Source organism: Streptomyces thermoviolaceus (assembly GCF_045209695.1).
Lineage (GTDB): Bacteria > Actinomycetota > Actinomycetes > Streptomycetales > Streptomycetaceae > Streptomyces > Streptomyces thermoviolaceus.
This window is the reverse complement of the sequence record NZ_CP109280.1, coordinates 5,695,377-5,707,660: the sequence shown is the minus strand read 5'-3', so window position 1 is coordinate 5,707,660 and position 12,284 is coordinate 5,695,377. Positions and strand designations below refer to the sequence as shown.

The 12,284-nt window shown below is 73.5% G+C and carries 11 protein-coding genes; 7 read left to right on the top strand and 4 right to left on the bottom strand.

The genetic code is table 11. The features are described 5' to 3' along the window. Nucleotides 1–4 precede the first annotated feature (4 nt). On the top strand, nt 5–1,093 hold the full coding sequence (locus tag OG899_RS24930; RefSeq protein WP_125498637.1) for a glutamate--cysteine ligase: 1,089 nt from the start codon (nt 5–7) through the stop codon (nt 1,091–1,093). Between the two features lie 8 nt (nt 1,094–1,101). Here OG899_RS24930 and OG899_RS24925 read toward each other — a convergent pair whose 3' ends face one another. Beyond that, a complete protein-coding gene (locus OG899_RS24925) occupies nt 1,102–1,335 on the bottom strand; it encodes a DUF6480 family protein (RefSeq protein ID WP_125498636.1) in 234 nt (77 codons plus the stop codon). A gap of 206 nt (nt 1,336–1,541) precedes the next feature. Here OG899_RS24925 and OG899_RS24920 point away from each other — a divergent pair, with 206 nt between their 5' ends. From OG899_RS24920 to OG899_RS24905, 4 genes are all read left to right on the top strand, one after another. Continuing rightward, nucleotides 1,542–1,976 (top strand): ATP-binding protein, encoded by a 435-nt coding sequence (locus tag OG899_RS24920; RefSeq protein ID WP_125498635.1) that lies wholly within the window; start codon nt 1,542–1,544, stop codon nt 1,974–1,976. 791 nt (nt 1,977–2,767) lie between these two features. Beyond that, nucleotides 2,768–4,570: a PP2C family protein-serine/threonine phosphatase gene (locus tag OG899_RS24915; protein WP_406311160.1), complete on the top strand. Its 1,803-nt coding sequence runs from the start codon at nt 2,768–2,770 to the stop codon at nt 4,568–4,570. A gap of 292 nt (nt 4,571–4,862) precedes the next feature. Next, nucleotides 4,863–6,230: an NAD(P)/FAD-dependent oxidoreductase gene (locus OG899_RS24910; protein WP_168131220.1), complete on the top strand. Its 1,368-nt coding sequence runs from the start codon at nt 4,863–4,865 to the stop codon at nt 6,228–6,230. A gap of 153 nt (nt 6,231–6,383) precedes the next feature. Next, nucleotides 6,384–8,603 (top strand): FUSC family protein, encoded by a 2,220-nt coding sequence (locus OG899_RS24905; protein WP_168131235.1) that lies wholly within the window; start codon nt 6,384–6,386, stop codon nt 8,601–8,603. A gap of 48 nt (nt 8,604–8,651) precedes the next feature. Here the strand turns inward: OG899_RS24905 and OG899_RS24900 are convergent, their stop codons facing one another. The 3 genes from OG899_RS24900 to OG899_RS24890 form a co-directional block, all read right to left on the bottom strand. Continuing rightward, a complete protein-coding gene (locus tag OG899_RS24900; RefSeq protein WP_168131219.1) occupies nt 8,652–9,092 on the bottom strand; it encodes a hypothetical protein in 441 nt (146 codons plus the stop codon). A gap of 190 nt (nt 9,093–9,282) precedes the next feature. Next, a complete protein-coding gene (locus tag OG899_RS24895; RefSeq protein ID WP_185867882.1) occupies nt 9,283–10,194 on the bottom strand; it encodes a SigB/SigF/SigG family RNA polymerase sigma factor in 912 nt (303 codons plus the stop codon). A gap of 319 nt (nt 10,195–10,513) precedes the next feature. Next, entirely contained in the window at nt 10,514–10,960 is a 447-nt protein-coding gene (locus tag OG899_RS24890) for an ATP-binding protein (protein ID WP_125498631.1), read from the bottom strand. A 229-nt stretch (nt 10,961–11,189) separates the two neighbouring features. Here OG899_RS24890 and OG899_RS24885 point away from each other — a divergent pair, with 229 nt between their 5' ends. Further along, a complete protein-coding gene (locus tag OG899_RS24885; RefSeq protein WP_125498630.1) occupies nt 11,190–11,456 on the top strand; it encodes a 3-deoxy-D-manno-octulosonic acid transferase in 267 nt (88 codons plus the stop codon). A gap of 312 nt (nt 11,457–11,768) precedes the next feature. Then, nucleotides 11,769–12,221: a cyclic nucleotide-binding domain-containing protein gene (locus OG899_RS24880; protein WP_125498629.1), complete on the top strand. Its 453-nt coding sequence runs from the start codon at nt 11,769–11,771 to the stop codon at nt 12,219–12,221. Nucleotides 12,222–12,284: the final 63 nt, after the last annotated feature.

The following is a 12,284-nucleotide window of genomic DNA, read 5'->3' as shown; positions in this document are numbered from 1 at the left end:
GAAGGTGCGGACCGTCGGTGTGGAGGAGGAGCTTCTCCTGGTCGACCCGGACACCGGTGAGCCCCAGGCGCAGTCGGCGGCGGTACTGGCGCTCGCCGAGGCGGACGACGCGCACCGGGGCCTGTTCGAGAAAGAGCTGTTCGGGCAGATGCTGGAATTCGCCACGCATCCCCAGACGGACATGAACGAGCTGGGCGCGGAGATCGTCCGCTGCCGCAAGGAGGCGGCCCGGCTCGCCGAGGAGAGCGGCTGCACGGTGGCGGCGCTGGCCACCTCACCGCTGCCGGTCAGCCCCACGGTCAACGTCAACCACCGCTATCAGTGGCTGGCCGAGCAGTACGGCATCTCCACCCGGGAGGAGCTGGTGTGCGGCTGCCACGTCCATGTGTCGGTGGAGTCCGACGAGGAGGGCACCGCGGTCGTGGACCGCATCCGGCCCTGGCTGCCGGTGCTGCTGGCGATCAGTGCCAACTCCCCGTTCTGGCAGGGCGACGACACCGGCTACTTCAGCTACCGCAGCCAGGTGTGGGACCGCTGGCCTTCGGCCGGCCCGACCGAGCTGTTCGGCTCGGCGGAGCGCTATCACCGGCGGGTGGCGGACATGGTCGCCACCGGGGTGATCCTCGACGCGAAGATGGCGTACTTCGACGCCCGGCTGTCGGAGCGGTATCCGACGGTGGAGATACGGGTCGCCGATGTGTGCCTGCACGCGGAGACCGCCCAGCTGCTGGCGACCCTGGCCCGGGGCCTGGTGGAGACCGCGGCGAGGGAGTGGCGGGCGGGTGTGGAGCCGGTGAACCACAGCGTGAGCATGCTGCGGCTGGCCACCTGGCGGGCCGCCCGGACCGGTCCGGAGGGTCAGCTGCTCCACCCGGTGAGCATGCGGCCGGTGCCCGCCGAGGTGGTGGTGCGGGAGCTGATCGAGCACATCGCCGAGGCACTGAGCGCCACCGGCGATCTGCAGCCCGTCCTGGAGGCGCTCGCGGAGCTGCGGCGGCGGGGAACCGGCGCCCAGGTGCAGCGGGCGTTGCTGGAGCAACGGGGAAGCCTGCGGGACGTCGTCACCGCCTGTGTGCGGCACACCCAGGGGTGAGCGACCGGTCACAGGATCAGGCCGAGGGCGTAGGCGAGGAACCCGGCGGCGACCACGAGCACCAGAACGAGAATGATGATCAAAGGGGCCCGGGCCCAGCCCCGGGCCGTGGCCTCGGGCTCGCGGGGCCCGGCCTCGGGCATGCTGCTCTCCCCCGGCGGTGTCTCGCCGGGCGGCACCCCGCCCCCGGGTTCCAGGCCGGGGGTCCGATCGGGTTCGGGATCCGGATTGACGTAACTCATGACTGCCGTGTTCCCCGAACGGCCCGCCTCAGAGTACGGACTGTGCCGCCGTCCCCCGTGTGCGCCGGGTTCCGGCCCCGGTGCGGCGACGGGACCGGGGCGCGGACGGGCGAAGCGTAGGCTGCCCGGCCTCGGGAACTCATCAGGGGTACGGAGGGCGGACGAGAGGACGCCCCGCCCGACTCCCGCCGGGCCGGGAAGGCACCATGGCACGCGAGCCGCATGGGGACGACACACTGGCTACCGAGGGCATTCCCAGTCGCACCGAGCACTTCGCGGGCGAGCTGCACCATGTGACGGGTGCACGTCTGGTCACGGAGGAGTTCCTGGACGACCTCGCGCGGCGCTGCCTGCCGGCGACGCCCGAGCATTGGGACGACATCCTGCTGGTGGTCACCGAACTGGCCGCGAACGCCGTGCAGTACGCGCCGGGTCCGTTCGTGCTGCGGTTGCGCCGGACGTTCGACGGGGTGCATGTGACCCTCAGCGACACCAGCAGGACGCCGCCGGCGCCGCGCCCGTTCCGGCCCAGCAGCGGGGGCGGCGGGATCGGCTGGCATCTCATCCACACCCTGTCCGACCAGGTCAGCGTCGTGGTGAACGAGCACGGCAAGGACATCCACGTGTTCCTGCCCTGGTGAGCCGACCGGTCCCGGGGCCGGCGGCCGGGGACACGGCTGCGCAGGAGCGTGCGGCCCGGGGGTGGACGGGCAGCCCAGGGGGTGGACGGGCAGCCCCGCACAGCACGCGTCGGAGGTACCTGTGCCCCTTGCCCGGAACCCGCTGTCCGTGGAGGTCGCTCTGCCCCGGGACAAGGCCGCCCTGATCACGGTGGAGGGCTGCCGGGACGCCGGCACCTCCTCGGAGCCACAGACCCACCCCGGGACGGGCAGGACACCGGCGAGCCGGGGGACCGGGCACCGCGGGGTCCGGTCCGGCGGCGGTCTGGAGCCGCCACGGCGGTCCGCGGGCCCGGTCGCGCGGACTCAGGGCACCGGGCGGGGGTACCCCTTGCGGCGAAGGCGTACGCGGGTCGCGGCGCACGGCGATGCGGGTGCGGTCGGCACCTGTTCGGTGGACGGGGTACCGTCGAAGGATCCCAGCTCGGGCACGGGGTCGCGAACGGCGTCGTGCGCGCAGCGGAAGGAGGCCCGATGCCTCGGGTGCTGCACACCGCGACACGCGATGCCGTGCGGGAGCACGACATACGGGTCGCGCCCCGTCGGGCGACCGCCTGTGCCGTACTGCGGCGGAGCGGCAGGCCGCCTCCCGTGCCCGGCACGGCCGCCGGCCCCGGCCTCCTCCCCCGGGGGGCGCCGGCCGACCCGGCGCAGGCGGCCGTGACGGTCGTCCGGGCGTCCGGCGGCCCCGCCCGCCGTGCGCGGGACGACACCATGGTGTGCGGGCCCGCCCCGGGAGGACCGGAGGAGCGATGACCCCCCACAGTCTGCGGATCGCCACCGTCACCGACGCGGCGCGTGCCCGGATCGCCGTCGCGCGGCTGGCGGCCGCCAGCGGTGTGCCGGCCCTGGAACGGACACGGCTGGTCACCGCGCTCAGCACTCGGCTGCGGGAGTGCCTGGCCGAGGGCGGCACCTGTGTGGTGTGCTGCCGGGTCACCACCCGCGACGACGAGCCGGCCCTGCGGGTCACGGTGGCACCGGAGCACGAGGCCGGCACCGCCACCGGCGAGCCGGCCCGGGAGACGGTCGAGCCTGCCTGGGAGACGGAGGTGCCGTGCCCCGAGCCCGTCGGCTGCGAGGGCGGTGGGGTGCCGGGTGAGGCGTCGGTGCTGGCGGAGGCGCTGCTCGCGGCGGACGAGGACACCGCCTCGGTGCTGCGCGAGCTGGCCGGGCACCAGGAGCTGGTCGCCGTCCAGCGGGAGCGGATGCACCGGAGCGACCAGGGTGTGCTGTCGCTGCGGGACCAGCTGGACGCGGCCCGGCGCGACCTGCGCGAGGCGGCGGCCGCCTCGCGTGCCGCGCGCGCGGAGGCGGAGAACGCCCGGCGCAGGCTGACGTTCGTGGCCGACGCCAGTGCGGTGCTGACCGCCTCGCTCGACCAGGACGAGATCGTCCGGCAGCTGCCGGAGCTGCTGGTGCCGCGGTACGCGAGCAAGGTCGACGTCTGGCTGTTCGACCAGGACGAGCGAAAGGGGGCGGCCCCGCATCCGGCGGCCGCCGTGGTCGCCGCCCGCACCGGGCGCCCGCAGTACGCCGCCGACCACCCCGGCAACCTGCCGGGCGTGGACGACCAGCCTCCGTCGGCGCTGATGCCGACGTCGCCCCTGCTGTGTCTGCCGCTGCCCACCCGGCGGGCGCCACTGGGTGTGCTGACGCTGTATCCGCCCGAGCAGCGCTGGAGCCCCGACGACGCGGTGATGCTGGTCGAACTGGCCCGGTGGGCGAGCACCGCGATCGACAACGCGCGGCGCTTCGAGCGCAACCGGGACATCGCCGAGACACTGCAGCGGGCCCTGCTGACCGACCTGCCCGCCACCACCGCGGGGCTGTCGCTGGCCGCGCGGTACCTGCCGGCCATCCACGGGCTGAACATCGGCGGGGACTGGTACGACGCCTTCCGGCAGCCGGACGGCGGCCTGGTCACCGTGGTCGGCGACGTCACCGGTCACGGGCTGCACGCGGCGGTGATGATGAGCCAGTTGCGCACCGCGCTGCGGGCCTATGCCGTGGACGGGGCCAGCCCGGGGCGGGTGCTGACCCGGTTGCATCTGTTCCTGGACGATCTGCAGCCCGATCTGTACGCCACCGCGGTCATCGCCCGGTTCCGCCCCGGCGATCCCACGTTCACCTGGGCCACCGCGGGCCATCCGCCGCCGGTGCTGCGCACCGGTGACGGACGGGTGGAGATCCTCGACACCGAACCGGGCGCGATGCTCGGGATTCCGCTGGAGCAGGAGATCGACGACCACACGCTGCCGCTGACGGACGGCACGACGCTGGCGCTGTACACCGATGGCCTGGTGGAGCGGCGCGCGCGGGGCATCGACCAGGGCATCGAGCGTCTGGCGGCGGCCCTGGGCACGTTCGGTCCGGCCGAGCTGGACGCGGACCTGGACGGCTCGGCGGACCGCATCCTGGTGCCGCTGCTCAGCGACTCCGAACGCGACGACGACGCGTGTCTGCTGCTGTGCCATCTGCACGGCGAGGGGTCCGTCACCGGGAGCGCCGGCCGGGCGGCCCGCGCGCACCTGCCGTGCACCGTGCGCACATGATGTGAAAAGCGAGAACCCGCCAAGCCGCGGACCATGCCGTCGGGTGACGCACGGTGACACGGCCCGGTCGTCCGTGCTGCGGGGACGACCGGGGACGGGCATGGTGGTGTCCGACGCGCGTGTGTCCGCCCGCCTGCCCGGCCGGTGCGCCGGACGTCGCCCGTCCCGCCGGGCGACGGTGGTCCGGCGAGCGGCGGGTACGGCGGGAGGGACGGGATGCCGATGCGGCGATCCGGGGCGGACGCGAGGCGTCGAGGCGGGCCGCCGTCAGCCGCAGAAGGGAAGAAGCACCGTGACACGACCCAGGATCCTGGTGGTGGGCGCAGGTTTCGCCGGTGTGGCGTGCGTGCGCCGGCTGGAACGCAGGCTCTCCCCCGACGAGGCGGAGATCGCCCTGGTGACGCCGCAGTCCTACCAGCTGTATCTGCCCCTGCTGCCGCAGGTCGCCTCGGGGGTGCTGACCCCGCAGTCGGTAGCCCTCTCGCTGCGCCGCAGCGAGAAGTACCGCACCCGGATCATCCCGGGCCGCGCGGTCGGAGTCGACCCGAAGGCGAAGGTGTGCGTCGTCCGCACCATCACCGACCGGGTCGTCGACGAGCCGTACGACTACATCGTGCTGGCCCCCGGCAGCATCACCCGCACCTTCGACATCCCCGGCCTGACGGACCACGCCTTCGGGCTGAAGACGCTCGCCGAGGCCGCCTACATCCGCGACCATGTCATCACCCAGCTGGACCTGGCCGACGCCAGCGACGACCCGGCCGAGCGCGCCGCGCGGCTGCAGTTCGTGGTGGTCGGCGGCGGCTACGCCGGCACCGAGACGGCGGCCTGCCTGCAGCGTCTGACGCATGCCGCCGTCAAACGGTATCCGCGCATCGACCCGTCGCTGATCAAGTGGCATCTGATCGACATCGCGCCCCGGCTGATGCCCGAGCTGGGCGAGAGGCTGGGGCGGGCCGCCCAGGACGACCTGCGGCGCCGCGGCATCGAGATCTCGCTGGGGGTGTCGATCGCCAAGGCCGGGCCGGAGGAGGTCACCTTCACCAACGGCCGGGTGGTGCCCACGCACACCTTGATCTGGACCGCGGGGGTGGTGGCGAGCCCGCTGGTGTCGACGCTGGGCGCGGAGACCGTCAAGGGCCGGCTCGCGGTGACCGCGGAGATGTGCGTGCCCGGTTTCGACGGGGTGTTCGCGCTGGGCGACAGCGCGGCCGTGCCGGACCTGGCCAAGGGGGACGGCGCGGTGTGCCCGCCGACCGCGCAGCACGCCATGCGGCAGGGCAAGCGGGTCGCGGAGAACGTGATCGCCGCCCTGCGCAACCAGCCGATGCGGCCGTACGAGCACCGGGACCTGGGGCTGGTCGTCGACCTGGGCGGCGCGGACGCCGTGGCCAAGCCGCTCGGGGTGGAGCTGCACGGGGTGGCCGCCCAGGCGGTGGCCCGCGGCTACCACCTGGCCGCGATGCGCACCCATGTGGCCAAGACCCGGGTGATGACGAACTGGATGCTCAACGCGCTCGCCGGTGACGACTTCGTGCGCACCGGTTTCCAGGCCCGGCGGCCCACCCGGCTGAAGGACTTCGAGGACACGGACGTCTATCTGTCGCCGGAGGAGGTGCGGCGGCACGTCGAGCGGGCGGCCGCGGGCCCCGCCGCGTGACACGGGGCAGCGCGGGCCGGGCCGGAGGGGAGGGACGGCCGTGCCGCCGGACGCGGTCCGGCCGCGAGGTGCGATGCTGGACAGGCGAATCGGCACGGCTACGGGAGAGTGTGCGGCGGCGTGAGTGCGGCGGAGGGGACGGTATGGGGACGGCTGCGGGATCGCGTCACTGCTTCGGATCCCGGGCTGCTGCGCCTGGCGGCGGGTTCCCGCACAGCGGGTTCCATAGCGCTGACCCTGGCGGTGCTGACGGCGCTGCGTGCGCCCGTTCCGCAACTGGTGGCCGGGGCGATCACCTCGATGGCGGCGACGTTCGCCATCCGGGAGAAGCTGCGCGCCCGGCAGGCGGTGACGCTGGCGCTGGGCCTGCCCGTGGCACTGGTGTCGGTGACCCTGGCCGCGCTGCTCGACCAGTACGTCGTCGGCGGGGACGTGTTCTTCGTCGTCCTGATGTTCTGCGCGGTCTACAGCCGGCGGTTCGGTGACCGGGGCAACGCGCTGGGCCTGATCGGTTTCCAGATCTACTTCATGTCGCTGTTCGTCGGCGCGTCACCGTCGGCGCTGCCGAGGCTGTACCTGGTCATCGCGGTGGGGTTCGCCTGCAGTGCGCTGCTGCGCTTCGTGATCGTGCACGAGACCCCGGCGGGCATCCTGGAGCGGCTGCGCGAGGCCTTCCGGGTGCGGCTGGCCCAGCTGGTGGCCGCCCAGCTGGAGCTGCTGGACGCCGGGCACGACGAGGTCGACAGGGCGCTGGAGGAGGTGCGGGAGCGCACCGCCCGGCTGCACGAGACGGCGCTGATGATCCAGGGCCGGCTGGAGGACGGCACCATGGACGCGTCCGTGGCCCGGCTGATCCAGCGGCGCATCGCGGGTGCCGAGATCGCGGCCGAGCGGCTGGGGCTGCTGGTGCTCAATGCCCGCAGCAGCGAACGGGCCGACACGCTCACGCTGCACCTGCCGGGCGCCCCGCTGCCCGCCGTCGGTCAGCTGCCGGTGCGCGAGCCCGTCTTCGACCTGCTGCGCCGTGACCTGGCGGCGCTGCGACTGCTGGTGCTGCGGCCCGAGGGCCGCACCGGGTATGCGATGGCGCATGTGCGCAACCGGCTCCTCGGCTACCGCGAGGAGGAGAATCTGCCGCCGGGCCCGGCCGCGGTGCAGGACGTCTTCCGCGGCATCGGGGAGGCGGCGCGGGCGGTGCTCGGGCTCCGTGTCGCGATGGGCGGCGCGCAGGACGAGACCGACGACACCCCCGCCACCGCCCGCTCACGGGAGGAGCTGGACGCCGAGGACGCCTCGATCGAGAGCGCGGAGGAGATCGAGCGGGAGACGGAGGAGAAGCCCACGGGGCTGCGGCGGCCCACCACACGGGCCGCGGTGCAGGTGGCGATCGGCTCGGCGCTGGCCATCGTCGGCGGCGAGTTCCTGTCCGCGCAGCGCTGGTACTGGGCGGTGCTGACCTGCTGGATCGTCTTCATCAACACCTCCTCCACCGGCGAGATCCTGGTGAAGGGCTACCGGCGGCTGGTGGGCACCGTGCTCGGCGTGGTGGCCGGCATCGTGCTGGCCGGACTGGTCGGGCCGCACACCTGGACGGCTCTGGCGCTGGTGCTGGTGTGCGTGTTCCTGATGTTCTACACGGCCCCGTTGTCGTACACGCTGATGTCGTTCTTCGTCACCGCGGCGCTCGGGCTGCTGTACACGCTGCTGCACACCTACAGCCTGTCGGTGCTGCTGCTGCGGATCGTGGAGACGGCGCTCGGGGCAGCCTGCGGAGCCATCGCGGCGGCGCTGGTGCTGCCGGTGCACACCGACCGCCGCACCGACGAGCTGCTGGGCAGGGTGCTGCACCGGCTGTCGGACGTGACCGGCCGGGCCATCGAGCAGCTCAGCGGCGGGCCGACGACGGATCTGCTGGACCAGGCCCGCGACCTCGACCAGGCGCTGGCCGATCTGCGGTCGGCCGTGCAGCCGCTGACCCACCCGATCACACCGCTGCGCTCCCGCAGGAACACCGCGCAGTACCTGCTGGCGCTGCTGGAGACCTGCGCGTACCACGCCCGGGCGCTGGCCGCGACCGCGGAACTGCTGCCCACGCACCCGTCCATAGCCGCCGATCCACGACTGCGGCAGGCCTGCCGCCGCATCACGCACAACATCGCGGTGATCGCCGCGCATGTGGCGGACCACAGCAGCACCGAGACGATCGAGACCGGCCCGAGCATCGCCTCGCTGCTGGACGCGGGCCCTGTGCCGGCCGCGGCCCGCTACGGCCGGATCACCGAGCGGGTGCTGCGTCACCTGCAGCGTCTGGACGAGGCCGTGATCGGTCTCGCCCGTCCCCTGCGGGTTCCGCGGCCGGCTCCGCAGCGGTGACGGCCGGGCCCCTCTCGTTCTGTCGGACGTCGGTGCGCGGATGGTCTGTCAGAAGTCGACGGGCAGGCCGCTGGCCTCGGCGATGCCGCACAGCTCCACGGTGTCCTGGTGGCGCTGCCGGATGTAGTCGGCGATCTCGGTCAGGCGTGCCGGGTCGGACGCGGTGGCGGCATCGGTGACCACCCGGACCGGGCCGGTCTCCTCGATGTCCAGCACGACCACCTCGTTGTCCAGTCTGCCGGTGACGGCGGTGGCGATGACCAGGGCCGCCTCGTCGCGGATCTCCTGCGGCAGCCCCTGGGTGCCGGGCCCGTCGAGGGAGAAGTCGGCCGCGGGCACACCTCGCTCGGTCTGTTCCCGGATGGTCTGCAGCACGGGGTGGACGACGGCGAGGAGGCGTGCGTAGTCCTCCTCGGACATCCGGACCCGCAGGAGGCCGAGGTACATCTCCACGGCCCGGTCGCCGGGCGTACTCTCGTTCTCGTTCATCCGCAACGGGTTCCCCGCACTCCGTCGTCGTCACGCCCGCGGCGCGGGAGTTCGCGGACCCAGGCGGTGCCGCGTACCGGCCGCCCCACGGCACCCAGCGGCACGCGCACGCCCGGCCGTGCGGGGCGTACACCGCCCGCCCGCCGGCTGCCCGCTCCCCGGGCCGCGCGCTCGCCCGGGCCGGTCGTCGTCAGGGCCGCTCGTCCCGGTGCGCCGCCCCGTTTCCGCCGCCGAGGGCGCGGCGGCCGGCGCGTTCGGCCAGCACCTCGTCCCGCACCCGGGCGCAGCTGCGGCTGATCAGCCGGGAGACGTGCATCTGCGAGATGCCGAGGCGGTCCGCTATGCGGCTCTGCGTCATGTCCTCGAAGAAGCGCATGTAGAGGATGGCGCGTTCGCGTTCGGGCAGCCGGCGCAGTCCTTCCTTGGCCGACTCCCGGTCGACCACGACGTCGTAGGAGGAGTCCGCCGCTCCGAGAGTGTCGGCGAGGCTGTAGCCGTCGGCGCCGGCCGACAGCTCGGCGTCCAGGGACAGGGTGCTGAAGCTGTCGAGGGCCTCCAGCCCGGTGCTGACCTCTTCCTCCGTCAGCCCCACATGGGCGGCGATGGCGGCGACCGACGGCTCGGGGCTGCCGGGGTTCTGGGTCAGCTCCCGGCGTGCCACGCGCACCTTGTTGCGCAGCTCCTGGACCCGGCGGGGCACCCGCAGGGCCCACATGCGGTCCCGGAAGTGCCGCTTGACCTCGCCGGTGATGGTCGGCACGGCATAGCTCTCGAAGGCCCCGCGGCCGGGGTCGAACCGGTCGATCGCCTTGACCAGACCGAGGGCCGCCACCTGCCGGAGGTCCTCGATCGACTCTCCCCGGTCGCGGAAGCGGCCGGCGATGCGATGGGCCATGGGCAGCCAGGCGGTGACGAGTTCGTCGCGGATCGCGTCCCGTTCCGGGCCGTCCTCCAGATGCGCCATGCGCTCGAAGAGCGCCGCGGTGTCCGGTGCGTCGTCGTGCGGCCGCCTGCCGGGGGCGTGGTCCACAGGGGTTCGGTCCGGGGAGGCGGCCTGGTCGTCGGGTGAGCCGGAACCGCGTGTCGGCATATCGATGGGCATGCGGGAATCGCTCCTGAACGGTTGTCTCAGGGATGAACCGCGGGATCGAACGGGCCGCCGGTCGGCTGTGAGGCCTCAGGGCGTACCGCTCCCGCTGGCGCGCCTCCGGTCCGAAGCACGACCTTCCATATGCCCGGGACAAAGAACGACAAACTACGCTTTCCGGGATTGTTCCGCCTTTCCGGAATCGCGCGTACCGCTGCCTGCGACCCGGGCGGGACGCCGCCCGGACCGGGGGCCGACTCCTCCAGCCGGCGCCGCCTCCTGGTCCACCTGCCGGCGCCGCCTCCTGGTCCACAGGGTGCGCGGCCGACCGCCGTCAGCTCAGCGGCACGACGGCACTGATGCGTTTCCCGCCGGAGGGCAGGTCGAGCACCTCGACGTCACGGGCGAGCCGGCACACGATCGGCCAGCCCCGGCCGCCGAGCCGGCTCCGGCCGTCGTCGGCGGCGACCGCGCGGGCCACCGGCAACCGGTCGCTGCGGTCGCTCACACACACCCGTACCTCGCACCCGACGAGCTCCACCTGGAACTCGGTGACACCGCCGCCGTGCAGGATGGCGTTGGTGGTCAGCTCGGAGGCGACGAGCTGGGCGTCGGACACCGCGTGTTCGCCGCACGGGCGTCCGGCCCGGCAGCAGGCGGCGACCACGCGCGCCACGGCACGGCGGGCCTCGGAGGGCTTGCACGCTCCCGCGCACCACTCCGGCCCGCCCGCACCGGACGGCGGTTCGCCGGCGGGAGTGTTCCTGCACTGCTCGGTCATCTTCTCGCTCCCTGACTGACGACGGAGGAAGCCGGACCGGCCCGGGATGCGCGCCGACGGGATCGAGGGTGGTCGTCCGCGGACTCCTTCTCCGGCTAGCCGGTGTGTGGCCCGTCAAACACTCCCGTCCCGTCCAGGGATCACCGAGGCCGGTGTCCTGTGCGGGCCGGCCGGCGACTCGTGGGGTCCGGGCAGCCATCGCGGCGCGCCCACCGGGTATACGGCCGGTATGACCGATGTCGTGGACTCGGACGAACTGCTGCGGCGCATCCAGCGCGCCAGGGCAGGAGCGCGCGAGGAGGAGCGCCGGTGGCGGGACCTCCGCGACGGTTTCGTCCCGGCCGACCCGGAGACGGTGCGCGAGGCCGCCGGCCGGGTGCTGGCCTACGAGGTGGTGGGGCAGGTGCTGGACGAGATCCTGACCCCGGGCAGGCATCCGTGGACGAGACCCGCCCCGCACACCGGGCGGCCTCGGGGAGTGAATCCGGTCACGTAAGGCGCTCCCGGTTGTGTGCGGCGACGAGAAATGGTTTACGGTTCATCCATACGCGGCGACGGGGTCGACGCGGGAGGTCCCCCGTACGCCGCCGCATACGGCCCTGGCTGGTTTCCCCCGTCCAGCCAGGGCTCTTTCATGCCCGACACGCCCTGCTGTCCCGGTGCCGTGACGACGGCCGGGAGCGGGCGATCGCCGTCGCGCCGGTGTGCCGCATCGTGTCCGGTCCGCCGAGGTGCCCGCGCGGCGCGCAACCGCTGAAATGGGCGTAGGCACAAGCGGGAACCCATCGCCGGCGAGGAGCCCCGGGTCATGACCAAAGCGATCAAACTGCTCACCGCCCTCCCCCGGAAACAGCGCGAGCGCCTGCTGGAGCTCGCCCAGGAAGTGTCCTTCCCGGAGGACACCAGGATCTTCGAGGCGGGCGGCACGGCCGATCGCTTCTGGGTGATCCGCTCCGGCGCCGTCCATCTCGATCAGCAGGTCACACCGCACCGCCGGATCACCGTGGCCACGCTCGGCGCGGGCGATCTGCTCGGCTGGTCATGGCTGTTCCCGCCGTACGAATGGGACTTCGGGGCGGTGGCGTTCAGCCAGGTGCGCGCCTACGAGTTCGACGGGGCCGCGGTGCTGGCGCTGTGCGTGGAGGACCCGCTGCTCGGGCTGTCGCTGGTGCGGACCGTCGCGGAGATCCTCGCCCACCGGCTGGAGGTCACCCGGGGCCGGCTGATGGAGCAGTACACGATGCCCCGGCGTGGCATATAGGCCACGCCAATCCGGCGGTTCGGACCCTGTGGACGCGGTCCGCGGCACATGGGCGCGGGGCCG

Coding starts and splice junctions, on each gene's coding strand:
- OG899_RS24890 (WP_125498631.1), bottom strand. CDS start 10,960: ATGACCGAGCAGTGCAGGAACACTCCCGCCGGCGAACCGCCGTCCGGT.
- OG899_RS24915 (WP_406311160.1), top strand. CDS start 2,768: ATGACCCCCCACAGTCTGCGGATCGCCACCGTCACCGACGCGGCGCGT.
- OG899_RS24920 (WP_125498635.1), top strand. CDS start 1,542: ATGGCACGCGAGCCGCATGGGGACGACACACTGGCTACCGAGGGCATT.
- OG899_RS24880 (WP_125498629.1), top strand. CDS start 11,769: ATGACCAAAGCGATCAAACTGCTCACCGCCCTCCCCCGGAAACAGCGC.
- OG899_RS24900 (WP_168131219.1), bottom strand. CDS start 9,092: ATGAACGAGAACGAGAGTACGCCCGGCGACCGGGCCGTGGAGATGTAC.
- OG899_RS24925 (WP_125498636.1), bottom strand. CDS start 1,335: ATGAGTTACGTCAATCCGGATCCCGAACCCGATCGGACCCCCGGCCTG.
- OG899_RS24885 (WP_125498630.1), top strand. CDS start 11,190: ATGACCGATGTCGTGGACTCGGACGAACTGCTGCGGCGCATCCAGCGC.
- OG899_RS24895 (WP_185867882.1), bottom strand. CDS start 10,194: ATGCCCATCGATATGCCGACACGCGGTTCCGGCTCACCCGACGACCAG.